The sequence below is a fragment of the Candidatus Leptofilum sp. genome (genome assembly GCF_965223525.1).
In the GTDB taxonomy this organism is placed as follows: Bacteria; Chloroflexota; Anaerolineae; order Promineifilales; family Promineifilaceae; genus Leptofilum.
Genome location: NZ_OZ245005.1, coordinates 1,731,612 through 1,757,271 on the forward strand (window position 1 = coordinate 1,731,612; position 25,660 = coordinate 1,757,271).

A 25,660-nucleotide genomic window follows, 5' to 3' on the forward strand; every position below is an offset into this window, starting at 1 on the left:
GGTTTTACGGTGCTTCTTACGCTTCCGCTTTCCTGAACTGCTTAGAGATTTCAACAGCTACAAAAACAATCAGACTTGCGGCCAGTGCAATCAACAAATCGGTGAGCGGCAATGCTTTGGTTTCAAAGAAATTTTGGAAAAACGGGACGTAAATTAGCATCATTTGCAGAATGAACGTCACAGAAACAGCCAGCAGCATCAGCCGATTGGAAAAGAAGCCAATCTTGAAAATGGAATCCGTGTTGGAGCGGGTTGCCAGGGCATTACCCATTTGGGCCAGGGTTAGCGTGGTAAATACCATTGTTTGCCAGATGCCGTCTGGGTCTGGGTCTTGACGCCAGTAAATGTAGCCAATTCCCAATGAAACCAGCCCCATCAAACCGCCAATCCACAATATTTGCTTGCCTAAGCCTCGGCTAAAAATGCTCTCTTTGGGATGGAATGGCGACCGTTTCATGATGCCTCGTTCACCATCTTCCACGGCAAGTGCTAGCCCAGGCAGGCCGTCGGTCACGAGGTTGATCCACAAAATTTGCAGGGGCAGCAGCGGCAGCGGCATGCCCAAGAAGGGCCCAATGAGCATGACAAACAGCTCGCCTGTGTTGCTAGAGAGGGTGTATTTCACAAATTTGCGGATGTTGTCGAAAATTTTACGCCCTTCTTCCACGGCGGCGACGATGGTGGCAAAGTTGTCGTCTAGCAGCACCATATCGGCGGCTTCTTTAGACACGTCCGTGCCGGTGATGCCCATGGCTACGCCGATGTCGGCGCGTTTGAGGGCAGGCGCGTCGTTGACGCCGTCGCCCGTCATGGCAACGATATGACCTTTGTCTTGCAGGGCTTCAACGATGTTTAGTTTGTGTTCTGGCGAAACGCGGGCGTAAACGGAGACATCTTCTACCTTGCTTTTTAGTGCGGCCGTATCCATTTTTGCCAGCTCGTAGCCAGTGAGGTTGTTGTCGTTTTGGGTGATGTCTAAATCTTTGGCGATGTTTTGAGCCGTGAGGGGATGATCCCCAGTAATCATGACGGGGCGGATGCCTGCCTGTTTGGCGGTGGCAACGGCCGTTTTCACTTCGGGTCGCGGTGGGTCAATCATGCCCACCAAGCCAATGAGGATGGCATTGTTTTCACGCGGTTCATCAACGTTATCCAGAGGACGGAAGGCCAAAGCTAAGACGCGCTGTCCTTCGCCTGCCATTTTGGCATTGCCTTCCAAAATGCGCTCCCGCCACTCATCATCCAGCGGAATAAACTCTTTTTGCTTACCTGTCCAAATGCGATCAGAAATTTCTAGTAAGCTATTCACTGCACCCTTGGAAAAGGCAACGTAATCAGAAGCATCCCAAGGGGCATCTGTATCATCCTCTTCAACATTTACTTCATGGATGGTGGTCATACGTTTGCGTTCTGAGGTGAAGGGGATTTCGGCAATACGGGGCCAACGAGAATCTAGTTCTTCTTTGCGATACCCTAATGTTGCTGCGGCCATGACCAATGCGCCTTCTGTGGGGTCGCCAATGGCGCGTTCCAAACCATTTTCCGTTTGCAGAATAGCGTCGTTGCAAAGTGCACCTGCCTTCAAAAGCAAACTTTGGGTGCGGCGATAAGACTCCAAGTCCGGCTTAAATTCAGCATCGATGATGGCACCTTTTTCGTCACGCAATGTCTCTACGGTTTCTGTGTGGTCGGTCACGTCTAGAACGGTAACGGTCATTTTGTTTTCGGTGAGGGTGCCCGTTTTATCGGAGCAAATGACGGTGACAGAGCCGAGGGTTTCTACTGCTGGCAATTTGCGGATGAGGGCATTCCGTTTGAGCATTCGCTGGGAACCAAGCGCCAAGGTAATGGTGACGACAGCGGGCAGACCTTCTGGCACGGCCGCGACAGCCATGCTAATTCCCGTGAGGAAGAGCAGTTCAAAAGTTTCCACCAATTCCTGGTTTGGATCGCGGAAGATAAATCCAGTAATGACGACGACGCCCACGATGGCCAGCGCCACCCAGGCCAGCCGCTTGCCCAGGTCATCCAGGCGTCGTTGCAGCGGGGTTTGCTCTTGCTCTACGCCTTGTATTAGCTCGGCAATGTTGCCTAGCTCAGTGTTCATGCCGGTTTCGGTGATAACGGCCGTTCCCCGACCATACGTAATCACCGTACCCATAAACACCATATTTTTGCGGTCGCCGATAGGCAACTCTTTTTTCTCGATGGGATCGGTAATTTTGTCAACGGGTTCCGATTCACCCGTGAGGGCGGCTTCCTCCACTTTAAGATTGACGCTTTCGACGAGACGCCCGTCTGCAGGTACCAAATTGCCTGCTTCCAGCAGCACCACATCCCCTGGCACCAGTTCCCGTGCCGAAATCTCAGCTAGTTGACCATCACGTCTTACTTTTACGGTGGGAACGGCCAGCTTTTTGAGGGCAGCAATGGCTTGTTCCGCGCGGTACTCTTGCGAAAAACCAATGGCGGCATTGAGAATCACAATAGCCAAAATGACGATGACATCTTTGAAATCACCCAAAAGCCCAGAAACAAGGGCAGCGATGATTAGAATAATGACCATCGCATCTTTAAGCTGGTCTAGCAAAATCAGCCAGGGGCTTTTGGTGCCTTTTTCTACCAGTTCATTGAGCCCGTATTGGTTGAGTCTTTTTTGTGCTTCATTGGCGCTGAGGCCAGATTTTGCGTTGCTGTTCAGATCTTGTAACGTGGCATCTACATCCTGTTGAAACCAGGTCATAGGGAAGTCCTCTCTTTTAGGCCGGGGGCATCAATCAAATAGTGTGGTGCAGCAATGGAGCGATTTGTTTGGAACGGCCGTTTCTCTATTTTGCCCATAAAGTTTGTTGCTGAATATAGGAATTTCTTCTGTTCAGCAGGTCGCGCCAGCTTTATGCTGCGGGGTGACATAAGTATAACACAACCAAATCTTCCTGTTTAGATGCAGGCGAACGATTAAACAAACCAATCCACAATGCCCAAGATCACGATAAATCGTAGAAACTTTCCAGTTGTGACCCAGAAGGTAAATAGTCGCAGATCAATCTTAAATGCTCCAGCGACAATTGCCAGCGGATCGCCAATTATGGGGAGCCAAACAAAAAAGAGCGCCCAGTTGCCCCAGCGTTGAAAAATACGTTCAGCTTGCTCCCATCGTTCCGGCTTAATTGTTATCCAGCGAGAGAATACAAAGTCGGTGCCTTTTTTGCCCACGAAGTAGTTGACCAATGAGCCTAGAAAGCCGCCTGCTGTTGCCCAAACGGCCGTATACCAAATGTTGAACCCCAAGGCGGGCATGGCCGCCACCACCACCTCGTTGGAAAAAGGCACCAGGGTAGAAGCAATAAAGCTAACAATAAAAACGCCCGGATACCCTAGGCTCAAGGCAAAATCAGATAGACCATCCATCAAACAAAGTTTCTCGCGCTTGTCAACGTTAAAAGACACAAAAAAACACTCCGACAAAAATATTGGATAAATCGGAGTGTTTTTCCTTTTTTATACCGAAATTTTGATGTGAATTATAGCGTAAAAAGCCAAATGGCTAAGCCTAAAAAGATAACTCCCCAGACGTAGAAGAAAATAATCGTCCCTTTTTCTCCCAGCACTTTAATGAACATCTGGATTTTTGCCATATTCCAAATGGCAGCCGGTTTCTTGGCAGCCGCCAAATAAAACACCAAGCCAGCATAAGCCAATGCCAACAAACCTAACAACGGAAACCAATTCATCTTTTCTCTCCTGTATTCTTGGTAGAGACGTTGCATTTGCATTTTAAGAAATAAAACAGGCAACAATTTTGGTAGGGGCAGACCCCCGTGTCTGCCCAAGTTTGGGCGCACACGGGGATGCGCCCCTACCATTACCCAATTAATTTTTATACACCAATTGCAATGCCTCTACGTTACGCTAACCCTTCCTGAATTTTTGGTGCCAGGAAATAATAAACGATACCACACAAAACCAACACAATGGCTGTGTATGAAACGATTTGTGGCCAACTGGCACTGTAAGACAAAATAGCGTCATTGCCCTTGTACGTCCAGTAAAAAGGAATCCAGTAGGCCAAGGCTTGCCACTGCTCACTCAATAGTTCGGCCGCAGCCACCCCTGCGGCCAGGGGCAGGAACAGCAATTTGATGCCCGCCGCCGCGTTCATGACATCATCATTGTTGATGCCCTCGATGAAGCCAACCAGCACGCTCAACATGGTCACCGACAAGATTGCCAGCAAAACTTGCCCGATGTTGACGTCCGAGAAGCCCGTAATCCACAGGATGGCCACTGCACCGTAAATTGCCAGGAACATCCCGCTCATGCTCTTGCCGAGAATGAAGCCAACCCGTGAAACTGGGCTAACATTGATGGCCGCGACCGTGTTGTCTGCTTTTTCTTCCACAATATTGATGGAGATCAACATGCCTGCCAACACAGAGGTCATCAAAATCATGATGTTGACCAGCAGCTTCTTGAGTGGTGATTCTGTACGGCCGAATGTTTCGATAACGGCCGTTGTATTCTCTACATTTAAATCCAATTCATGGTAGCTGTTGAGTAACTTGGCAAACTCAACCACCGATTCCGGTTCGTTCCCTTGGGTCAGAATGTAATAGTCGCCATTCTCAGGCAAAAGGGCGACGATATTGTCTCGCCGTTCTAGCCGTTCATTGATGGCATCCATGTCACTGAACAGTTCAACATTGGCAAATTGCTCCAGGTAGGTCACCATCCCAGGGTTCTCTCCGTCCAGCATCGCCAAATCAACCGTCGTGTCATTGACGCTGGGTACCAAGAGCCGGATTCCCACTGCAAACAGAATCGGTATAAGCAGAATATACAAGCTAATGAAGTCGCGCAAATTAACTTTGATGTCTCGGATAAAAATGGACCATATTTTTTTCAACATGATAGTCTCCTTAGACCGTCAACGTCTGTTTGAACCGTGTATTGGCAAATAAGAACATCACAACCCCAGCCACTAGAAATCCCAAAGAAGCCAGCAGCACATAAGATACATCACCATTGGTTAGCAGGATTTCTTTAAACCCTTCAAGCATTGGATAGGTAGGGAAGTAGGTCATCCAGGTGGGATTCCAACTGGGAATGAAGTAGGCAACATTGGGCAACATCAAAACAATAATTAACACATACAGCGTACCAAATGCCTGCTGGATGTTGTCGTAGTAGCTTGTAAGTACCAACCCAAGGGCTGACGCCGCAAACCCGGTGGTCAGCAAGAAGAGGAGCATGAGCAGATAATTTGGCTGCAACCCCATGATGGGCAGCACAATCAGAAAGCTGGTGACCGTGCTAGTGAGCATAATAACGCCCATTTTGCTCATCAGATATTGCCACACAGAGGATGCTGTAACCGCATATGCTTTAATCACGCCTTCTTTTTTGTCCAGGAAGATGTAGGAGGCAATAATAAACAAGCCCATCAAGCTGCCGTTGAATGTGAGGAAGGAGGGAATGACGTTTTCCCGATCCGTGAGCAACAGATGTTCAGTTTCTAAAGCGCGTACATCTTGGTTGTCAAATGTATTCGCAAGGATGTCTGTGTCTTCGTTGTGAAAAACGAGGTATGTGTTGCGTAAACGCTCTGTTTCGTATCCTTGCAGGTAGTAGGTATAGGTGACTTCACCTGCATCATCCATGTGAACGATAGCGGCAAAGGCTCTTTCTTCGTCGGCAAGGTTTACGGCCGTTTCCCGATCATCAAGCACATAAATATTCTGCGTTTCAGTCGAGTAGAGCGTTGCTGACACCGGTTCGCCATCATACTCAAGCTCTACCGTTTCCGCCACGCCATCTTCATCGGCATCTAGGGCTTGCTCAGCCAGTAGCTCGCGGCCAGCTTCAGGCATGTCCCAATACACATACTCATCCGACTTGCTGTTGAACTGCTCTGGAATGACAAACAGGAGCAGAAACAGAAAGATAAAAGCCATGATTAGCTCAATGTAAAAGTAGAGGCTGCGCGAGGCAAGAATCAGCTCTTTGACAAAACTATGCCATAATTTCATGCTATTCCAACCCCCTGCCCGTTACCTTGATGAAAATCTCTTCAAGGGTGGCCTCTTTGGTGTGCATAGATTGGATGTCGTTGTTGCCAATGACAGCCTGCAAGCGTGCCTTGTCATCTTCTTGAACAGTGGAGTAGATTTCGGTGACAACATCACCATTGCTCCGATATTCCACCTCAACAAGCTGCTCGCCGTAGGCCAATTTAAGATTTTTCGGGGAATCAATTAGCTTGATCTCGCCATCAATAATAAAGGCCACGCGATCACAAAGCTCATCGGCGATGAACATATTGTGGGTGGTGAGGAAGATGGTCACGCCCTTCTTGTTTTCGGCGCGAATAATATCTTTAATGTCTGCTGCAATAGCTGGGTCAAGCCCGGTTGTTGGCTCATCCAGGAACCAAAGTTCGGGATTGTTGAGCATAGAGCGGGCAAAGGTGAGGCGGTGCTTCATCCCTTTGGAAAATTCACCAGCCCGCACGTTTTCTTTCCCGTCTAGACCAACCAGCTTAATTAGCTCTTCAGAATCACGGGTTTCCACATCAAAGAGCTTTTTGTAGAAATCCAGGTTTTCTTTGGCCGTCATTTTGCTGTAAACGTTTGATTGCTCAAAGGACATACCAATTTTGTTGAACATTTTGCGGGAGATATTTTTGACATCATACCCAGCTACGCTGACATCCCCTTGCTGTAGTGGCAACAAACCTGTCAGAACCCCCTGCGTTGTGGATTTTCCTGCCCCGGAAGGGCCAAGAAAGCCAAATACTTCGCCTTTGGGGATTTCAAAGCTGGCATCTTTGACAGCATAATTTTCATCTTTGTTGTAGGAATGGTAAAGACCTTCTACTTTGATCATAATATTTTTTCTCCTACTGGGTCGCTAATTCCTCGTTTTATGAAGTCAATAAATAGATTGACCGTATCCATATAATCGTCGTCAATTTGGGTCATGTTAAAGTCGCCGCCTTTAACGACTTCAAAATAATATTCAAAGGTGGCTACGTTGAGGGACATTAAAATGTGAGTTATGAATCTCACATCAATGTTGGCTCGTAGCTCCCCTCTTTCAATTGCCAGATCAATCAGGTTTTGGTAGAAGGTTACGGCCGTTTCCCGTCCCTCATCAAAAACCTCTTTGTAAATAGAGCTTTCCCGATTCTTAAAAACCTGGTTGCCAATAAGCGCCGCCTTTGGATTTTCCTGGGCAAATGCCAATCCTGAGCGGAACAGTTCCTGCAAGACGGTAAAAAAATCATGCGCCAACGGATTTTGTAACACTGGCGAGATGTATTCGATTTTCCTTTCCGTGATCCAGTTCAGAACGTGCTTGTATAAATCTTTCTTGTCATCAAAATATTGATAAAAGCTGCCTTTGGCGATTTGGCATTGGGTTACAATGCGGTTGATACTGGCATTGTCAAACCCCCAAGTGGCAAATTCATCCAGGGCGGCTTCTTCAATAAGCTGCCGTTTTTGCATGGGCAAATTTAGAAAAGTGTCTTTGGGCATAGGGTCGCCTTATTGATGTGACTTTTGGGTCATGTGACCTTAAGGTCATATCATATCCAAAATTTATTCCGTCGTCAACCGTTTTGGGGGCAGGGCTTTTCAGTTAGTCCAATTTCAGGACGCGGACGAGCGCGGATGACGCGGAAAACTGCTTATATCTGCGCTCTGCAAACTCGACTTTTGGAAAACTCTAGGGTGCAGATGAATTGGAGATGGAAACGGCCGTTTCCCTACAACTTTCTGAGCCTGTCCTTACGATCATTCGCAAGCGGAATCGCGTCCGGTATAATCTGACCTCATACACTATTTTGGAGGCAAACAAGCAATCATGAGCAACAGCTATATTCCCGAGCGGGCAATGTTTATCTTTGCCCACCCGGATGATATTGAGTTTAGCGTGGCCGGAACGGCCGCAAAATGGGCCAAACACGGCTGCGAAACAACCTACGTTGTCATCACCGACGGCAATGCAGGCTCCCACGAACCGGGCATGACGCGCGGGCAAATTGGGCACATTCGGCGGGAAGAGCAAACGGCCGCTGCCAAAGTGGCCGGAGCCACCCACTGCATCTTCCTCGGTTACGATGATGGCTCATTGGAACCATCTTTGGAATTGCGTAAAGATTTGGTTAAGCTCATCCGGCAGCACAAGCCAAATGCCGTCGTGTGCGGCGACCCCAATATGTTTTTCCGTGGCGAACGGCTAAATCATCCAGACCACCGAGCCGCGGCGCGGGCGGCGCTGGATGCCGTTTTTCCTACCTGCGAAATGCCCTTGCTTTACCCTGAATTTGAAGCGGAAGGCATTACGCCACACAAAGTGAACTTTGTTTACGTCGTCACAGACGACAACTTGAACCATTATGAAGATGTGTCTGACTCTTTAGAAACCAAGCTACTGGCGCTGAAGGCGCACAAAAGCCAAATTGGTGAAAAAGATTATTCAGAGCGATTACGAGACCGCGCCGCAACCATTGGCAAGCAGGTGGGGCTGTCGTATGCAGAAGCATTTCGGCGCTTCACCGTCACACCCTTGCCCCAACCAGAAGAGGAGCCAAGCGCATGACCAACGCCAACGATTACATTCCGGAACGCGCCATGTTCATTTTTGCCCATCCTGATGATATTGAGTTTGGCTCGGCAGGAACGGCCGCAAAGTGGGCCAAACACGGCTGCGAAATCAGCTATATTGTGCTCACCGACGGCAACATTGGCAGCCGCGAGGCGGGCATGACGGCCGAAAAGTTAGCAAAAATTCGTCGCCGTGAACAGAGCGAGGCAGCAGAAGTGGCGGGTGTGGCTCGCTGCTTGTTTATGGGGGAACCAGACGGCCGTCTCCAACCCACCCTTGAACTGCGTAAAAAACTTGTCCGGCTCATCCGCCAGCACAAACCCAACGTCGTTGTCTGTGGTGACCCCCAATTTTTTTACAGCGATGGCTACATCAACCATCCAGATCACCGAAGTGCAGGGCAGGTGGCACTGGAAGCAGTTTTTCCTTCGGGCGATTCGCCGCTGCTCTTCCCGGAATTGGTAGAAGAAGGGTACGAACCGCACAAGGTAAACTATGTGTACATCTCGTTTGGGCGGCGCGAAGCCAATATGTATGTTGACATCACGGAGAGCATTGACACCAAAATTGCCGCCCTGCGTAAGCACGCCAGCCAGCTTGGGGATTGGGACCCCGAGGAGCGCATGCGAGAATGGGCAGCCGACACCGGCAAGCGTGTGGGCTACAAATATGCCGAAGGCTATTTTCGCATTACGTTGCGGGAAGTTGAGGAAGAAAAAGAGCCTGAGCCAGAGACGGAGATTGAAGCACAGGCAGAAGCGGGAGATTAACTAGATTTTCTCAGCCTTCACCTCATTATTCTGAAATAGCTCTACTGCTCATGGATGACTGGCTGGAACAGAGCCAGGGGGCCGCCGCCGACATTGATGAGAAGTTGGTTGTCAGCAGCGGCCGTTACCCACATGTCGTTGCTGGCAGGGGTGCGAGAGCCGCCTGCAAACACGGCCGTAAGCCGATTTTGGCTTTGTTCGATGGTGTAGACGGTGAGAAAGCCACTGCTGCCGCCGACACCGCTGGCTGCCAAATACGGCCGCCCATCCACCAAATGCAGCGTCACGTTGCCGCTAATTTCGGCTCGGTAAGAACGTTCCCAGAGGAGACTGCCGTCTGCGCCAAATTGCAGCAAGCGACGGTCGGCGGGGTCTGCGTGGGCCAGCAGCAAGCTGCCGTCTGGCAGAGGGAGCAGAGCGCCCCGGTTGAGCGTGCCGGTAGGCAGGATGGTTACTAGATTCACGCTGGTTTGGTCGCCAATGTTGATTTGGTAAAGTCCTTCACGGTGGTAGAGCCAAAGTCCGCCCCCGCGCAAGGCAATCTTGCCGCTCAATTCTACAATGACTTCTGCCTGATTGGATTGAACGCGCCAGAGACGGCCGTTGTTGCCGTCAGTCGTCAGGTAAAGCGCGTCGTTGGTGATCTGCCAATCGAGCAAGGGGCTGTTGAGTGCTTCAGTCCAGAGGATGTTGCCAGTGGCGGAAACGGCCGTCATGTTGTTGCGCGTCAGTGCCAGAAAGTTACCATCGGGCAGGGGCAGCAGCGTGGGGGGGCTGTTAATTGGCAAATCAATTTCCCACTGCTGGATCAAATCGGGCCAACTGTAAGCTGCCAGCAAATCATTGTTGCGTTCTGCCAGAACGAGCAGTTGGCTAGTCGTCTGGTGCAGCGCGGCGTCAATTTCTTCACGGCCAAAATCAATGGGGTTGGAACGGCCGTTGCTCATGTTCAGCCGATGAAGTTGTTTGCTTTCCAAAAGGAGGTAGCTGTCCGCATCAAGCTGGCCGATGGCTTGCGTACCCCGGTCAGAAAACGGCCGTGCCCAGGCCACGCCGGGAACAGCAGCCACCCGCGCCGTCCAAATTTCTTGCGACGGCCAGAGCCAGCCTTGGGTGCGCGGGTCTTCTGGCCAGTAGCCAGTGAGCGTTTGGTAAGGAGCTTGGGTGCGAACCTCAAAGTGCAAGTGCGGGAAGCCGCGCGGTTGGCCGATTAGCCCCACAAGCTGGCCGCGCTGGACGCAGGTGCCAGGGGTTAGCACAACGCTGTCTGGCGCAAGGTGGCCGTAAAAGGAGAGGACGGTACGGCCGTTGGCAAAAGTATGCTCCACAATGACCACGCCCTTGTCGCGCCCCCAGCCCAGCGGCTGGGCGTAAGTCACCAAGCCATGCCCGATGCTGTAGACGGGCGTGCCTAAGTTGGGGCGATTGTTTGGCCCGCCCCAATCTTCCCCGGCATGGAACTTGTCGAATCTGCTGCGAAAGACGCCAAAATCGCCACCGCCCCGGCTCACGTTGGCAGCGTCTGGCGGATCAATGGGGAAGTCGAACAGATCCACAAAACCGCAGGCGGCGTTGCCGTTGGGGACGGGATCGCTGGTTTGCTGGCTGCGTAAATGATTGCCAACGGTGAGAGGAACGGCCGTTGCAGTCGGGGTGGGCGTTGGCGAGGGGGTGATGGTTGGGGTTGGTGTGTTTGTGGGGGTGCCGGTGGGAACGGCCGTAAACGTCTGCGTGATGGAGGGTGTGGCACTTGCAGGCGGCGTGTTCACACTGGCAACCGGGGCAACTGTTGGCGCAGAGGCATTGCTGCACGCAACCACAACGAAAAGCAGCAAGATTGTGAAAAAGGTGGTTGGTTTGGTTGCCAAATAATGCCGGTGCATTCGCAAATTTTATCGGTTTTGGAAAATTGAGGGTGGCCGTGGGTTAAAAACTCACTGACTTTTCAGTTTTTTGTACGGGTATGCTATTCCAACGCAAAGAAGCTCAACATGGATAGGAACGAATTTAAAATCAATTTTGGCACCTCAATTTCAATCTATCCGTGTTGGGCAACAAAAAATTGTTTTTGACGGATTGGGTTTGGCTGGGTACCGTTGGCGGGATGATGAATTTTGCACAGGCACTGGGATTGGCGCGTTCGTTGCTGATTTATTATGCAATTCCGTGGCGGGCTTGGCAAATGCGGCGGCTGTACGGCCGTTTCATCCAGCCGAGTGATTTATGTTTTGACGTGGGGGCGCACGTGGGCAACCGATTGCGGGTTTGGCAGCAGTTGGGGGCGCGCACGGTGGCCATCGAGCCGCAGCCCATCTTTTTTGCTACTTTGCAGCGATTGTACGGCCGTTCGTCCCAAATTACTCTGCTTGATCAAGCCGTTGGCGCAGAGCCAGGAGAGGCCATGCTGCACATCAGCCAGCGCACGCCCACGGTGTCTACCCTGTCGGCCAACTGGATGCGGGCGGTGCGGCAGGATGCTTCCTTTGCGGGCGTGGCGTGGGAGACGGCCGTCCCCGTGACAGTGACCACGCTGGATGAATTGATTGGTGAATACGGCCGTCCGGCCTTTTGCAAAATTGACGTGGAGGGCTTTGAACTGGAGGTGTTGCGCGGCCTCTCGACGCCAATTCCCGCGCTCTCGTTTGAGTTCATTCCCGCCGCGCTGGGGGTGGCGCTGGGCTGCATCGAGCGGCTAGAGGCTTTGGGGGACTACCGCTACAGCTACGCGCCTGGGGAAACGCATCGCTTGGCGGCAAACTGGCACTCTGCCAAGGAGATGCGCCATTTTTTGCGCCAGCAGTCGCCCCAGGCCGGTAGCGGCGATATTTACGCGGTGCTTGCTTCAAATTAGTCAGATTATTAGCGCGTACCTCGTTAGGGATTTCTCACTCCGTCCGAAATGACAATTGAGGTTGGTTTGTTTTGCCCAACTTTACGGACAGAGCGGCTCAGCTTGCTTCTTTGCCAGAGCAAGATGAGGGTCAAGGCGGCGATGGTCAGCGGAAGAAGAGTAAAGGTTTGACGAAGCCGCTTGAAATCGCGCAGCATATTTTCTCGGTCATTTACGTGGGGGAATGGCACATCCGGCACGGGGACGCCTAAAAAGTCACAGAGCGGTTCCCACCCTTCCTTTACCTGGAAAATGAGCAGCTTCTCTGGCGGGACGTGCTGTTTGACTTCCTCGGTGTAGTCGTGAAAGCGTTGGATGGCGTAGGTGCGGTCTGGGAAACGGCCGTTAAACAGCCGCTGCCAAATAATCTGTTCCTGCATCTCTATGAAGTTGCCCAGCGGCGGTATTATTTTCGCCGCCCAGGATGGAAAGTTTTCGGCAGCGCGGTAGATTGTTTCGGCGGTGCTGTCGTACCAGCGTTCTGGGTCACGGACGGAGTGGATCACTTTGGCAGTTGGGTACGCCGCCAGCAACTCTTGGTAAAAGATGCTGGCTGGGAAGTCCACCACTGCCTCAAAATTAGCAAAAATATCGTCCCACGGTACTGGTTGATTATCGGCGATTTGCTGCCATTTTTTGATGTGAGACGGTCGTTTAATGACTTCCTGCATGTGGTAACAGGGGGCAAAGCCCAAAATCTCTAACGCCGCCTTAAGCGAGAGCGTACCCGTGCGGCCAAAGCCAGAACCAATAATTTTTAGACTCATTCAAGCCTCCCACTAACCTCCGAAGATTCCGAAACCTCCGGGAGGTTCTTTACCAAACAGTGATTTGCTTAAACTGCTCTGCGTAGGTTACGCCAATCTTCTCACCCGGTTTTTTATCCAGCTCTTTCATCCAGTCAAGATTGGCTTCGCCATCGGGGAATTGGCTTTTGTGGGCAATGGTGGCGGCGATTTTGTGGGGGTAAACGGCCGTTACATCCACCACCGCATCTGGGTCACGATCTGTGCTAAAGACAAAGACCCGCTTCAGGCAGCCAAGAGCTGTCCCCGCCTTGTTTAGCTGTTCTGGGCGATAAAGCGGCATTTTGGACGGCATGTACGCATCCAGCGCCGCCTGCCCTGCCGCCCGATGATCAGGGTGCATTTGCCCCGTCCAGTGGGGGTCAAAAGTGAACAGCGTGTCTGCTTGCGTAAGGCGGTACAGGCGAGCGATGTCGGCACGGAGAGCCAAATCGGGCAACAGTTCGCCATCTGGGCGGCCTAGGTTGAACGTTTGGGCAATGCCTAGCACACGTGCCGCAGCTACCGTTTCTTCAAGCCGTGCTGCCGCCAGCATCGAGCGATTATATTTTGCATCATTGGTGCCAATGTCGCCTAGGGTGCAATTGACCGAGAAGATGGCGACCCCGCGCTGGGCCAGTTGGTAAACCGTGCCGCCACAAATCGTTTCCAAATCATCCGGGTGGGCAGCAATGACGATGAGCCGTTTAACGTCGGCAAAGGCATCAAAATTGCGAAGTTCCTGGGGCATGCTGCATTCCTTTGTTGAATTAGAGCAATGGTATAGCGTTGTGCTTTTGGGAACAAATAAAAAGGGGCAGGTCTCAGGCCTGCCCCTACCAGATGGGGAAAATTTGATTATGCTCGATTTGTTCTATACGGCCGTTGCTTCGGCTTCGCTCAGCACAGGTCTCACCCTTATTCGCTTTTCATACCATCCTAAAATGGGTCTGCGCGGTAGCTGCGGTATGCCGCCACCAATGTCCGAGCGGTATTGCGCCCCGGCAAAGTGGATGTGGTCCACGCCGCGATAGGCTTGCTTGAGGGCGCAGCTCAGCGAGCTGCCACTGCCGATGACTGCCAAGACTCTGCCGCGTGATGTGAGGAGACGGCCGTTTTCCAACTTTGTGCCATGATGAAACAGATTCACGCTCGGCAACGCCCGCGCCAGCCTGGTACCAGTGATGGGCAAGCCCGTGGGGAACGATTCTGCTGGGTAGCTGGGGGAAGCTAGCATCACCGCTGCGGCTGCCCCGTCCGAGATTTGTATGTGGGCGGGGGTTAGCTTGCCGTGAATGCAGGCCAGCATCGCCTCGACCAAATCAGATTCCAGCAAGGCCATCAGCACTAGCGTTTCCGGGTTACCAAAGCGGCAGTTGAACTCCAGCACCTGCACGCCCCGCTCGGTGAGCATGAGCCCCGCAAAAAGCACGCCCACGTATGGATTCCCCTCTGCCGCCATGCCGTCAATGGTGGGCTGGATGATATTTTTCATGACGTTGGCTTCAAAGTTGGCGGGCAGACCTGGCACGGGGGCAAAGGCACCCATGCCGCCAGTGTTGGGGCCGTTGTCGCCATCAAAAATGCGCTTGTGATCACGTACCGGGAAGAGGGGAACGGCCGTTTTGCCATCGCTCAGGGCAAACATGGAGAGTTCCGGGCCACTCAGCCGCTCCTCGATGATGACGGTTTGAGCAGCGGCGTCGCCCAGCAGTTTGTGAACCATGTAGCTGTGCAGTGCGGCTCTGGCCTGCGCTTTTGTGTCGCAAACGGTCACACCCAGCCCCATCTTGCCCAGTCCGCTGACTTTTACGACGAGACGGCCGTGTGGCAACGTATCCAAATACGCCACTGCCTCATCATAAGAATGAAAGGTGGCAAATCTGGGCGTGGGGATGTTGTGCCGCTGCATGAACCGCTTGGCAAATGCTTTGGAGTATTCTAGCCGTGCTGCCGCCTGTTGGGGGCCAAAGATGGCTAATCCAGCCGCCTGGAAGGCATCCACCACGCCAAAGGCGAGCGGGTCGTTGGTGCCGACTACCGTCAGGTCAATCTGGTTTTGCTGGGCAAAGGCAACCAATCCCGGCACGTCTTCATCGCTGATGGGCACGTTGGTGGCGATTTCGCCCGTGCCTGCATTGCCGGGGGCCACAAAAATGCGGCCCACTTGCGGCGATTGGACAATCTTCCAGGCCAGAGCGTGTTCCCGCGCCCCATAGCCTAAAACGAGTACTTTCAGCTTTTTACTTTGCATCTTTCTGCTCCTTTAAAAAAAATTGGACGCTGATTTACCTGATCTGCCTGATTTTGATCATGGAAATCAGGTAAATCAGCGTTCCATTCTTGTGTGGTGAGATGTACGGCCGTATCGCTATGCGGTTGAATAATTATTTGGTGAAAATAAACGGAGCTTTCCCGTGATGCTTAAGTATACGGTTTACCCCAGGTGAACCGCGTCACCCAAACGGGTACATCTACGGGTGAAAACAGCCACAGATTGCACGGATTTCAAGGATTTGCGAAATAAATCCCACAAATCCGCGAAATCTGTGGCTAATCTAATAGATGAAGGTCACGGGCGCGGGTGACGGCTTGGGTGCGGTTGTTGACGTCTAGCTTGGCGTAGAGCCGCCGAGCGTGGGCTTTGATGGTGTTGAGGGAAAGTACCATCTCATTGGCGATTTCGCGGTTGGAGCGGCCAGCTGCCAGATGACGTAGCACTTCCATTTCGCGCCCGCTGAGAGGCTGGATGGTTGTTTCGGCCTGTCCTGAGTGAAGCGAAGGAACCTTTTCTGGATCACAATGAGTCAAAATGGTGCGAGCGTAGGCGGCAGTGACGGGGTTGTTGGCCGCTAAATGCAGCAACCGATGCAGGGATGGGTCTGGCGTGTCGAGGAAGAGGCGGATGTAGCCGCCGGGTTCAGCCTGGGTGAGCGTTTGCTGGAATGTGGGAACGGCCGTTTCCATCGCCCCCATTTTTGCCTGAAGTAACGCTTGCAAGAGTGAAACCCGCAAGCCAAAGTTTTTACTTTGCCGCGCTTCGGCAAATTCGCATAACACGTCCAGCACGGATGGGACGGCCTCGTACTCTCGGTTGGCGATGTGGAATTCAGCCAGCAGCAAATACGCGCCGGGCAAATCCTGAATTTTCTCAGCCTCATCTCCAATAGCGATGCCCAAGCCATTTGCCCACTGGCGCACTAGACGCATGTCGCCCCGCTGCAAGGCCAGGTCGGCGCGAAAAGCAGAGATGGTTGTGGCTTGAATTTGCTGCTCTAGCTCGACCACCAGCGACTCAGCCGCAGGCCAATCATCCAGAGTGAGGAGCAGTTGGGCCAGCGATTCGCGGCTATAGATGAGCATTTTATGGTCGCCGCTGCGTTCGGCGCAGGCCAGGGCGTGGCGCAGGTGCGTTTCGGCTTCGCCCAGCCGATTCCATTGGTAGAGCAGCTTACCCATCCCCAAGTGCATGTAACCTAAGGCGGCGGAGTTGGTTTGTTGAGAAACGGCCGTTGCCAAGCCCCGTTCATAAATGGTAAACGCTTCTTTTAGCTGCGCCTGCCGTTCGTGGGTTTGTCCCCAGTAAAAGGTAGCAAACATCACTGCCCACAGGCCGGGGTCGTGGGTGCTATTTTGGGCCGCTTCGGCAAATGCGTCGCGGGCGGCATCCAGTTCAGCCCGCTGCAAATGAGAAAAGCCGAGGTTGATGGCCACTTCGCTACGTAGCATGTGCTGGTCATCTGGCAATTTAGAGAGTGCTTTGTTGGAAAACTTAATATTGATTTCAGTGTCGCCTGTAAGCATTGCCAAACGTGCCCGCAGCGCGGACCATTCGCCCCACAACAATGCGCTGTCTAGCTGGTTGCTGATTGCGCCGAGTAGCTGCTTGGCTTTGCGGAACGCCCCGGTACGAATGAGCGACCAGATATAAAACAGTGTCAGACTGGGGCGGCTCGTTTGCCGATCTTCCGGCAATGCCTCGACCCATTGGCGCAGGGTGATGCCTTCGCCAAACATGAGCACGTCGCGGGCAACGGTTTCCATGAGCGTGACGGCCAAATCGTAGTCGGCCGCGGCCAGAGCGTGGTCTACGGCAATGAGTGGCTGGTCATTTTCGTAGTACCAACAGGCAGCCTGCTGGTGCAAATTGGCAATTTGGGCGGCTGATTTTTGCTGTTGCAGACGGCCGTTCAAAAAGTCGCCAAACAGGTGATGGTATCGGTACCAGTGTCGCGCCGCATCCAGCGGAATCAAAAAGAGATTGGCGGCTTCAATTTGCTCCAAAAGCTGCTGGCTGGGCTGCCCTGTAATGGCTTGGCATAAACTGGCATTGAACTGGGTGAGGACGGCCGTTTGCAATAAAAATTCCTGAATCTCTGCTGGTTGGCGGCTGAGTACCTGGTCGGCCAAATAATCTACTAGGTACCGCTGGCTGCCTGAAAACGCCTCCGGCAAGGAGACCGATTCTTGTAGAGCCAGAGCGATGAGCTGCAAGCCAGTGACCCAGCCTTCCACCTGCTCATCAAGCTGGGTAATTTGCTGAGGCGTAAGCTGCAAGCCCATCGTTTGCTGCAAAAATTGGGCAGCTTCGTTGGCCGTGAAGCGCAGGTCGCGGCTGCCAATCCAGTTGAGCGCATCCTGGGCGCGAAGCAAAGCCAGCGGCAACGGCGGTTCGCTGCGGCTGGTGATGATGAGGTGCATTTGCACCGGCATATTTTGCAAAATAAAGGTGACGGCTTCATGTACGGCCGGGGCGGTGATGAGATGGTAGTCGTCGAGGACGATGACGGCCGTTTCCTCCCCCATTGCCAAATCATTCAGCAGGGCGGTGAGGATGGCTTCGGTTTCATTGTAGAGGTAGGTGGTGGTTAGCCGCGCCAATGCCGCCTCACCAATCTCTTCGCGGACGGTGCCGATGGCGGCAAAGAAGTAGGCCAAAAAGCGGGCTTCATCGTTGTCAGAAGCGTCTAGCGACAGCCAGGCGACGGGGCGTTCCATCTGGGCAATCCACTGGGTCGCCAGGGTGGTTTTGCCGTAGCCCGCTGGGCCGGTGATGAGGGTGAGTTTGGGATGGATGGTGCCTTCGGCGGAAACGGCTGTGTTTAGCTGATCCAGCAATCGCGGGCGCACGACAGGGTTGGTACGTAGTCTTGGCAGGGTGAGCTTGGTTTGCAGGAGCGGCCGTTTGGGAGAAGCTAATTCTGTTTTAAGGTTCGTTTGTTCCATGGCGATATTATACACCAGTTGCAGAAACGGCCGTTTTCATAACGATGTATAAATGTTTTCCGCCAAATTTTCTCATCCTGAGCAAAGCGTGGTAAAAAATAAGCACATCTCGCTAAAAACGAATGACCTGGATAGCAAAGAAAACGATCAACCGTAAAGGAGCATTTCGCCATGAAAAGAGTCCAAAAGCGGCACCAGGAGATCATGCAAAAGAAGCAGCGTCAACAAAGGATGATGGGTGGTTTATTACTTGTTGGTCTGTTAATGATTGTGGCGGGCGTTTTTTGGTTGCGGCCCAGTTCTGATTCGGCGGAAACGGCCGGTATGTCCAATCGGCAGTTTGTGGCGATGGGGGAAGAAGTTTATAACAGCTACTGTGCAGCGTGTCATGGCTTTAATTTTGAAGGGCAGCCTGATTGGCAGCAGCCGTTTGCCGATGGCTCCTTCAAAGCACCGCCCCACGATGAAACAGGTCATACTTGGCATCACAGTGACACTTACCTGATCGAATCGATCAAGCTGGGCGGGGCGCGACTTGCGCCGAATATTGGAGTCAGCGCCATGCCCGCTTATGAAGATGTGTTGACAGATGAGCAAATTGAGGCCGTTTTGGCTTACATCAAAAGTAGCTGGCCGCCTGAGATTTTAGAAGCGCAGTCAGCACGTTAGGAGATTGTTATGAACCGATGGTTTTGGCGAACGGCCGTTGCGCTCATTATGCTGGTGATTACGGCCGTTGGGTGCGGGTCGTCTACAGAAGAACCAGCAGCATTGCCAGAGGTAGCAGGCCCAGCATTTGTGCTGTTTTACACCGACAACTGACCCCCTTGAGAAGAGTTTGCGCCCATCGTGAATGGGCTAGAGGCGGAATTTGGTGAGCAATTTGATTTTGTGCGGTTGAATGCGGCCGATGCTGAGATTGTGCAGTTGCAGCAAAATTATGGCCTGCGGGGACATCCAGCAGTAGCTGTTTTAGACGAAAGTGAGGTAGTGGTAGCGCGTTATTTTGGCCCAGAATCGTTTGAAACCTTGCAAGCAGTGCTTGAGGGCTTAATAGAATAATGATTATGGTTGTGGTTCGATGCGAATTGTAGCCAGTAATCCCGCGTGATCAGATAGCCAGAGACGGCCGTTTGCGGTCTCAAAAGGCTCAACAAAGACCCGATCAATTTCCACAATCGTTAACGTTGATTCTGCGTGTGGCACCACAAACAAATAGTCAATGCGCGTTTGTAAAGGCTTGATCAGTGCATTGCTAATATCTGATACACAGCAAGTTGCGCCAACGGCTTCTGGATGCGCCAGGCGGTAACCATCTTGCCATAAGTCGGCCAATGCAACTATCTGGGGCGAATCTTCTGGCGCGTTAAAATCTCCAACAACGAGTGATGGATGCGTTGCTTCGTTCTGCACAAATGTGAGCAGTGCCTCTGTTTGTGCAGCGTTAATGGTTTGCTTCCCATTGGTTAGGTGGGTAACAAACAGATCGATTGGGCCGTGTGGTGAAAGAGCCGTAGCGTGTAAAACGATGCGGTTCTCGAAAAAACCAGCCGGAGGATGCAGTTCAGTGAAGGTAATATTTTCCAGAGGAAAGTGACTTAAGATGACTGAGCCTTCTTCAAAGCCAATCAGTGCGTGATTACCGTTGGCACGATAATAAGCGTAATTAAAGTTGCCCCACTCGGCTAACTGCTGGCCAATTTGGCCGTATTCTTTCGTCCAGGGAACTTCTTGAAGCAGCACAATGTCCGCGTCCAAACGGCCGATTTCCTGGGAAAGCAGTTCCGTTCGCTGCTCCAGAAAAGCAAAATCAGGATACCCGTGCAACATGTTTAGAGAAAGGATACGCAATGGCTCCTGGGCAGAGGAGTTAATCGTTTCGGCACATTCCACGGGGCAGGCAATCACATCTTTGCCCGGCTTACTCACATTCATCTGAAAAATGCCCATCACCACCAGAAATAAACCGATTCCAATGATCCAGCGCAGAGGATAACGCTTTTGTGCTTGCTCCATGGTTCCAATGTACTGCGAGAGGATAAATAAGGCGATTTTATCAACGCTTTCTTCATATCTTTTCATGCTACAATGTCGCAAATGAAACCATCACCTCCATCCTCATATCATAGTCATCACAGAGGGGCTCGTTTCCTAAAAAAGCTGCTACTGCCCCCATCTGTTGACGATCCCCAAGATAATCTATTTGCTCAAACCCTCCACTATTTACTTATTTTTTGTATTGTCATTTCAATAACCTATGCAATTTTGACCTGGTTTATTGCCGATGAACCTTCTGGCACAATTCTTAGCGGCAGTATGGCGGCTGTCTCCATTATTCTTTTTATGATTACCAAGAAAAAGAAGATTCGATTGGTCAGTACTGTCTTGGTAATTGCTGGTTATGCAGCAATTATGGTGACGCTTACTCTAAACGGCGGGATCCGGGATGAGGCAACGCTGGTGCTAATTGCGTTGCTTTCAATTGCTGGATTTTTACTGGGTATGCGCGCTGTGATTCCAATGGGGATTGGAACGGCCGTTCTCCTAACCACCCTATTTATTGCCGAAAAAGTTGAACGAATTCCTGAGGAAGAGCATTTCGCGCCAGTGGCAGCCGATGAACTGGCTATGGCACTCATTGCCGTATTTGTTACCACGGTCGTTCTCCATCAATTTACCAAACAAATACTTCAAAACCGTGATGAGATCAAAGCACAAGCTCAATTTCTGCATCAAAAGAATCTTCAATTAGAGGAGACACATCAAGCATTGATTGTGGCTAAAGAAGCGGCTGAAGATGCTAATCGCTCACGGAGTATCTTCTTTTCGCGGTTAAGCCATGATTTGCGTACGCCATTGAGCAGCATTTTGGGTCTAACAACCCATTTAAGGCATCATGAAGCACGGTTGTTGCCAGCAGAGAAACAAGAATTTTATCAGGGGATTCATAATAGTGGGACACATTTGCTTGATTTGATCAATGATTTGCTGGATATTTCCAGACTGGAAGCCCAACAATTGCAGCTACACGTCAATCCCGCGCTGCTTTCTACATTGGCTGAAAACGTGGTTGGCATGTTGCGCCTAACGGCCGAAAAGAAAGGTCTTGATTTGCAGCTGTTTCTGGCAGACGATTTGCCAGAGGTTATTTATGTAGATGAACAGCGTCTGAGACAGGTTTTGATTAACTTGCTGGGCAACGGAATTAAATTTACGGAAGCTGGTAAGGTGACTTTGACGGTGACAGCCAGTGATCTGGATACGGCTGTTCCCACACTCTGTTTTGAAGTGACCGACACTGGTTGCGGCATCGCGCGACACGATTTACAAAAGATTTTTGATCCCTTTGTTCAGGTAGCAGAAAACCCCCAACAGGCAAATGGCACCGGGCTTGGCCTTGCAATTAGCCGGCAACTTATCGAAGCAATGGGGGGCACGCTCCAAGTAGAAAGCCAGCTCGGACAAGGTAGTCGGTTTTGGTTTTCATTACAGTTACCAGAAACCGCACCAAGTTAAAATGCTTACTTCTTTAGATTGGGCAGATGAGTAGATGCCACTGTAACCAATGTACGCACTGCTTCACTTTCTAGCTGCTCTGGGCGGCTAATTTTGATGTGGCGTAGCTTTTTGCCGCTGCCTTCTAGCAGATTTTCCGGGTCTGGCAGGTCAGCCCCGTAATAAAATCCCAGGTTGATGCGCTGTTTGAAGACGCCAATGTAGCAAAAATGCTCAGACATCTTCTTGGGGCCAATACCATAACCCGCGATGTTTTGTTTGGGCCAGGCTACTTCTACGATCTCTGGCATCACATCTTGCAGCAGGGCTTTGGCTTGGCGGGCCAGGGCTGCTATTTCGGGGCTGGCGGTGGCTAAGATTTGTTCAAATTCATCGCTCATATTTTCTCGTTCCTCCAAAAATTTAAAAGCAGAATGCAAAGTTGTATGGAGAAATCTGCGGCTTTAACTGAGGTCAAACGGCCGTTCCAAAAAATATTCCTTTAATTCAACGGGCCAATACTGACGCATAAATTCAGCTCTTTTGACGGCGGGCGTCAGCCAATGGTTTTCTGGCAAAAACTCAATCGCTTCGGCGGCAGTAAACCAATGGTGGGCGTCATGCTCTTCACTGATTTGGACATGGCTGGCTGTGGGAATAGTGCAGGCGTAGGCGATACCGAGCAGCTCATTTTCTGGATTGGCCGTTCCGCGATAGAAGTGGGTACCACCTAAAATGAACTCAATTTTTGGCGTTACGCCAATTTCTTCGCGTACTTCGCGGTAGAGCGCGGCTTCAAAGCCTTCGCCCTGGTCCACGCGCCCGGTGACACACTCCCAACTGCCTGCACCGACATCTTTGCTTCTGGCGCGCTGCAGGAGGAGGTAACGGCCGTTTTCCAATTCCCGCACCAGGGCCATAATGCCGCCTAAAAATCGTCCTGTACTCATCAACCTCTCCCTGCTCACGGCATTCCGAACGAAGTCAGGAATCCTTCTACTCACAACAATGAAAGATTCCTCGTTTCACTCGCAATGACACGACGTTTAATTTTTGGGGCGGATGGCACTGTAAATAACGTGCCCTGCCAGCATCCAGTGAACATCTACGGCCGTAAATCCCGCCTGCTCTACCCATTTTAGCTGATCTAGCAAGCTGCTTGGTTTGTCCACGACTGCCTCTGGGTCTTCCGGGTAGCGGTACAGATTCCATTTCAGCCGTTTAAAGTGGGTAAGGCCGTCATCGTTGCCGTCTAGCTGCTGGCTGCGCTGGCGGACGGCTTCGTCCCATGCTTTGGCAGCAACGGCCGTTCCCAATTCGCCCACTGGCGCAACCAAATCAGCAATCACCAGCGTGCCGCCGGGCAGGAGCATCGGGTACAAATCTAGGAACAGACGCAACTTGTCTGGCCCGTCCAGATGATGCACGGTGAGCGAGCTGACGATGGCATGGAAAGTGGGTTTGCCCGTGCGCCACTCCGCATGGTTTAGATCAAACTGCCGGGGCACAAAACGGTTGCCAAAGTGCGCCAGACGGTGTTCTGCTTGTTCCAGCATAGCGGGTGAGAGATCGTAGCCGTGTAGCGTCACGTTGGGAAAGCGGCGCAGCAGCGTTTGGGCAAGCAATCCTTCGCCACAGCTTAATTCTAGAAACTCAGCCTCGCCATCTGGTTGCGGAATGAGATCAGCAATGGTTTGCAATTGGTAATCACGCTGGGGCACGAAGTAACGGCCGTAATCAATAAAATCTTGCGAATCGGATTCCTGCCAGGTGAATGTTTGGGACATGGTTCCTTCCATTTGCTTACACAATTACTCCAACATTAACTTTGTGCTTTTTGCTTCCTGGTGTAGCCGGGCCTGCCAAACGAGCAAACCAAAAATGGCCACCGCCAGCAGCACCGTGACAAAAATAGTAACCATTGTCACCCTTGCGCCGACGCTTTCAAATAATTGGCCAATTAACCAGGGAATGCTCATAGCTCCCAATGACGCACCCACAAAAAAGTAGCTGGTCATCTTCCCACTCAGTGACAAGGTATGTTCTGCCCAGGAAAGCGTGGTGGGGAAAATCACCGACATAGATAACCCTAATCCGATAGTGCCTGCCCACAGCACAGCCGTGCTGCTGCGCCAAGTGAGCAAGATAAGCATACTGGCCACGCAGCCAGCCAACGCACCACCAAGCATCGTTTTGGGATGAAATTTTGCAGTGAGTGGTATAGAAATGAGCCGCCCAACCGTGAGCGCGCCCCAAAAGAAGCTGGTGAGGTAAGCAGCGGCCGTTTCTGTGCTGAGGTCTAACGTTATGGCATAGGTGTACACCCAGCCGCCATACGCTACTTCTGCCCCCACGTACAAGAACATGAACGCCGCTACCAACGCGATGATGGGTAGATTGGTTATTTGCCCTTGAACGGCCGTATCTCTTGTGCGAATAGGTGGGCTAGGGAACCGAATGAACAGCAACAGCGCGGGCAACACCATGATGGCCAAAACCCAATACCCTAGCCGAATGCTGCCTTCCGTTACCAACATCGTTTGGGCAATGATGATGGGTGACAAAAATGCACCAACGCCAAAAAAGAAATGCAGGCTGTTCATATACGGGCCGACCTTTTCGCCAAACCGCCACACCATCAGCGTGTTGCCGCCCACATCTATGCCAGACTCCACCGTGCCTGCCAAAAACATAAGAATGGTAAGCAGCCAAAGCTGTGGAATGAGCGGCACGAGCAGTAGAGAAATCCCCAAAGAGACCAGCAAAACCATAAGGATCGGGTGGCCCGGCAAGCGGTCATAAATGCGCCCAGCTAGAATGGAGCCAGCCAAAAAGCCCAATGAGCGAGTGGCAAACAAAAAGCTGATGCCACTGAGCTGCGTGCTGGTTTGTTCAGCCAACCCCGGCAAGGTCGGCCCCAATGCTGCTGAGGCCATGCCCAGCGCAATGAAGGCAAAAAAGTAGGCAGTGACCTTTTTATTCATCAATCGTTAGTTTGATTGGAAGAGATGCACATCGTGCTGGGGGTAGGGAATGGAGATGCCTTCCTCATCAAAGCGGAGTTTTACGCGCTCTGGCATGTCTAGCCGAATGTCCCAATAATCTTCAATTTTTACGTACGGCCGTACTGCAAAATTGACGCTGCTGTCTGCTAATTCCAACACAGCAACTCTGGGGGCAGGAGTTTCCAACACCCGTTCATCGGCCGCAACTAATTCTTCCAACGTGCGCTTGGCTTTTAGCAGATCGTCATCGTACCCAATGCCAAATACCATGTCGGCGCGAATATACCCTTGCTTGGAGTAGTTGATGATTTTGTCGCTAATAATCAGACCATTGGGAATGATCACGGTTTTCTTTTCGCGGGTAAGCAAAATAGTGCTAAAGATTTTTATATCGGTGACTTCGCCAAACGTGTCGTTAATTTCTACGTAATGACCAATTTCAAATGGTTTGAAGAGCAAAATCATGACGCCAGAGGCAAAGTTGGAAAGTGCGCCTTGCAACGCTAGCCCAATGGCAAGCCCGGCTGCACCCAGCACGGCAATGAAAGAAGCCGTTTGTACTCCAACGCGCTCCAGGGCAGCCACGCCAGCAAAGGCGAGAATGGCATAATAAACGATATTGCCCAAGAAGCGAAGGAGGGCCTCGTTTGTGTTGGATTTGGACAATGCTTTTTGCACCCAGCGGGAGATAACGCCTGCAAGCCAGTAACCAACAATAAGAATGGCAATGGCACCTAAAATGTTGAGGCCATAGGTGAGAATTAGTTCTTGAATTTGTTCAACGATGTCCATGTTTTCTTCCTTTTCGTTGCACCTAGAAGAGGATTCCGGGCAAAATTTATTTCATGTAAATCACAAAACGTATTTTGTTAAAAATCG

25 protein-coding genes are annotated in these 25,660 nt (G+C 51.5%); 7 read left to right on the forward strand and 18 right to left on the reverse strand.

What is annotated here, in order from left to right:
• Positions 1 to 16 precede the first annotated feature (16 nt).
• The 7 genes from ACOQPM_RS24445 to ACOQPM_RS24475 form a co-directional block, all read right to left on the reverse strand.
• On the reverse strand, positions 17 to 2,743 hold the full coding sequence (locus ACOQPM_RS24445) for a cation-translocating P-type ATPase (protein ID WP_420631009.1): 2,727 nt from the start codon (positions 2,741 to 2,743) through the stop codon (positions 17 to 19).
• 215 nt (positions 2,744 to 2,958) lie between these two features.
• Positions 2,959 to 3,450 (reverse strand): YqaA family protein, encoded by a 492-nt coding sequence (locus tag ACOQPM_RS24450; RefSeq protein WP_420631010.1) that lies wholly within the window; start codon positions 3,448 to 3,450, stop codon positions 2,959 to 2,961.
• A 74-nt stretch (positions 3,451 to 3,524) separates the two neighbouring features.
• Entirely contained in the window at positions 3,525 to 3,734 is a 210-nt protein-coding gene (locus tag ACOQPM_RS24455) for a hypothetical protein (RefSeq protein WP_420631011.1), read from the reverse strand.
• 173 nt (positions 3,735 to 3,907) lie between these two features.
• Positions 3,908 to 4,909: an ABC transporter permease gene (locus ACOQPM_RS24460; protein WP_420631012.1), complete on the reverse strand. Its 1,002-nt coding sequence runs from the start codon at positions 4,907 to 4,909 to the stop codon at positions 3,908 to 3,910.
• Between the two features lie 10 nt (positions 4,910 to 4,919).
• Positions 4,920 to 6,029: an ABC transporter permease gene (locus ACOQPM_RS24465; protein ID WP_420631013.1), complete on the reverse strand. Its 1,110-nt coding sequence runs from the start codon at positions 6,027 to 6,029 to the stop codon at positions 4,920 to 4,922.
• Position 6,030: 1 nt separating this feature from the next.
• A complete protein-coding gene (locus ACOQPM_RS24470) occupies positions 6,031 to 6,885 on the reverse strand; it encodes an ABC transporter ATP-binding protein (RefSeq protein ID WP_420631014.1) in 855 nt (284 codons plus the stop codon).
• Positions 6,882 to 7,538: a TetR/AcrR family transcriptional regulator gene (locus tag ACOQPM_RS24475; protein ID WP_420631015.1), complete on the reverse strand. Its 657-nt coding sequence runs from the start codon at positions 7,536 to 7,538 to the stop codon at positions 6,882 to 6,884. Before ACOQPM_RS24475 ends, ACOQPM_RS24470 begins: the two co-directional genes overlap by 4 nt.
• 328 nt (positions 7,539 to 7,866) lie before the next feature.
• Here ACOQPM_RS24475 and ACOQPM_RS24480 point away from each other — a divergent pair, with 328 nt between their 5' ends.
• Both ACOQPM_RS24480 and ACOQPM_RS24485 read left to right on the forward strand, forming a co-directional pair.
• Positions 7,867 to 8,604, forward strand: a complete 738-nt coding sequence (locus ACOQPM_RS24480; protein ID WP_420631016.1) for a PIG-L deacetylase family protein — start codon at positions 7,867 to 7,869, stop codon at positions 8,602 to 8,604.
• Positions 8,601 to 9,380, forward strand: coding sequence for a PIG-L deacetylase family protein (locus ACOQPM_RS24485; protein WP_420631017.1), 780 nt, complete (start codon positions 8,601 to 8,603; stop codon positions 9,378 to 9,380). The genes ACOQPM_RS24480 and ACOQPM_RS24485 overlap by 4 nt, the downstream gene beginning before the upstream one ends.
• A 41-nt stretch (positions 9,381 to 9,421) precedes the next feature.
• Here ACOQPM_RS24485 and ACOQPM_RS24490 read toward each other — a convergent pair whose 3' ends face one another.
• Positions 9,422 to 11,263, reverse strand: a complete 1,842-nt coding sequence (locus ACOQPM_RS24490) for a M23 family metallopeptidase (RefSeq protein ID WP_420631018.1) — start codon at positions 11,261 to 11,263, stop codon at positions 9,422 to 9,424.
• A gap of 221 nt (positions 11,264 to 11,484) precedes the next feature.
• Here ACOQPM_RS24490 and ACOQPM_RS24495 point away from each other — a divergent pair, with 221 nt between their 5' ends.
• Positions 11,485 to 12,231, forward strand: a complete 747-nt coding sequence (locus ACOQPM_RS24495; protein ID WP_420631019.1) for an FkbM family methyltransferase — start codon at positions 11,485 to 11,487, stop codon at positions 12,229 to 12,231.
• 23 nt (positions 12,232 to 12,254) lie between these two features.
• On the opposite strand, the gene ACOQPM_RS24500 is transcribed toward ACOQPM_RS24495, so the two are convergent.
• The 4 genes from ACOQPM_RS24500 to ACOQPM_RS24515 form a co-directional block, all read right to left on the reverse strand.
• Positions 12,255 to 13,037 (reverse strand): sulfotransferase family protein, encoded by a 783-nt coding sequence (locus tag ACOQPM_RS24500; RefSeq protein WP_420631020.1) that lies wholly within the window; start codon positions 13,035 to 13,037, stop codon positions 12,255 to 12,257.
• 49 nt (positions 13,038 to 13,086) lie between these two features.
• The gene (locus ACOQPM_RS24505; RefSeq protein ID WP_420631021.1) at positions 13,087 to 13,806 is read right to left on the reverse strand and encodes a PIG-L deacetylase family protein; all 720 of its coding nucleotides are present in this window, start codon (positions 13,804 to 13,806) and stop codon (positions 13,087 to 13,089) included.
• 123 nt (positions 13,807 to 13,929) lie between these two features.
• On the reverse strand, positions 13,930 to 15,309 hold the full coding sequence (gene purD / locus ACOQPM_RS24510) for a phosphoribosylamine--glycine ligase (protein ID WP_420631022.1): 1,380 nt from the start codon (positions 15,307 to 15,309) through the stop codon (positions 13,930 to 13,932).
• A gap of 299 nt (positions 15,310 to 15,608) precedes the next feature.
• Positions 15,609 to 18,281 (reverse strand): LuxR C-terminal-related transcriptional regulator, encoded by a 2,673-nt coding sequence (locus tag ACOQPM_RS24515; RefSeq protein ID WP_420631023.1) that lies wholly within the window; start codon positions 18,279 to 18,281, stop codon positions 15,609 to 15,611.
• A 171-nt stretch (positions 18,282 to 18,452) separates the two neighbouring features.
• Between ACOQPM_RS24515 and ACOQPM_RS24520 the strand changes: the two genes are divergently transcribed.
• The 3 genes from ACOQPM_RS24520 to ACOQPM_RS24530 are packed head-to-tail and all read left to right on the forward strand — an operon-like array spanning position 18,453 to position 19,343.
• Entirely contained in the window at positions 18,453 to 18,950 is a 498-nt protein-coding gene (locus ACOQPM_RS24520; protein WP_420631024.1) for a c-type cytochrome, read from the forward strand.
• 9 nt (positions 18,951 to 18,959) lie between these two features.
• Positions 18,960 to 19,103 (forward strand): hypothetical protein, encoded by a 144-nt coding sequence (locus tag ACOQPM_RS24525; protein ID WP_420631025.1) that lies wholly within the window; start codon positions 18,960 to 18,962, stop codon positions 19,101 to 19,103.
• A gap of 27 nt (positions 19,104 to 19,130) precedes the next feature.
• Positions 19,131 to 19,343, forward strand: coding sequence for a hypothetical protein (locus tag ACOQPM_RS24530; protein WP_420631026.1), 213 nt, complete (start codon positions 19,131 to 19,133; stop codon positions 19,341 to 19,343).
• 3 nt (positions 19,344 to 19,346) lie between these two features.
• Here the strand turns inward: ACOQPM_RS24530 and ACOQPM_RS24535 are convergent, their stop codons facing one another.
• Entirely contained in the window at positions 19,347 to 20,363 is a 1,017-nt protein-coding gene (locus ACOQPM_RS24535; protein WP_420631027.1) for an endonuclease/exonuclease/phosphatase family protein, read from the reverse strand.
• A 183-nt stretch (positions 20,364 to 20,546) separates the two neighbouring features.
• Here ACOQPM_RS24535 and ACOQPM_RS24540 point away from each other — a divergent pair, with 183 nt between their 5' ends.
• Positions 20,547 to 21,797 carry a sensor histidine kinase gene (locus tag ACOQPM_RS24540; protein WP_420631028.1) on the forward strand — a complete coding sequence of 417 codons (1,251 nt, stop codon included), beginning with the start codon at positions 20,547 to 20,549 and terminating at the stop codon, positions 21,795 to 21,797.
• Between the two features lie 5 nt (positions 21,798 to 21,802).
• Here ACOQPM_RS24540 and ACOQPM_RS24545 read toward each other — a convergent pair whose 3' ends face one another.
• The 5 genes from ACOQPM_RS24545 to ACOQPM_RS24565 form a co-directional block, all read right to left on the reverse strand.
• A complete protein-coding gene (locus tag ACOQPM_RS24545) occupies positions 21,803 to 22,177 on the reverse strand; it encodes a DUF1801 domain-containing protein (RefSeq protein ID WP_420631029.1) in 375 nt (124 codons plus the stop codon).
• A gap of 63 nt (positions 22,178 to 22,240) precedes the next feature.
• Positions 22,241 to 22,726: an NUDIX domain-containing protein gene (locus ACOQPM_RS24550; protein WP_420631030.1), complete on the reverse strand. Its 486-nt coding sequence runs from the start codon at positions 22,724 to 22,726 to the stop codon at positions 22,241 to 22,243.
• 96 nt (positions 22,727 to 22,822) lie between these two features.
• Positions 22,823 to 23,563, reverse strand: coding sequence for a class I SAM-dependent methyltransferase (locus ACOQPM_RS24555; RefSeq protein ID WP_420631031.1), 741 nt, complete (start codon positions 23,561 to 23,563; stop codon positions 22,823 to 22,825).
• A 24-nt stretch (positions 23,564 to 23,587) separates the two neighbouring features.
• Positions 23,588 to 24,760, reverse strand: coding sequence for an MFS transporter (locus tag ACOQPM_RS24560; protein WP_420631032.1), 1,173 nt, complete (start codon positions 24,758 to 24,760; stop codon positions 23,588 to 23,590).
• Between the two features lie 6 nt (positions 24,761 to 24,766).
• On the reverse strand, positions 24,767 to 25,573 hold the full coding sequence (locus tag ACOQPM_RS24565; protein ID WP_420631033.1) for a mechanosensitive ion channel family protein: 807 nt from the start codon (positions 25,571 to 25,573) through the stop codon (positions 24,767 to 24,769).
• Positions 25,574 to 25,660 lie beyond the last annotated feature (87 nt).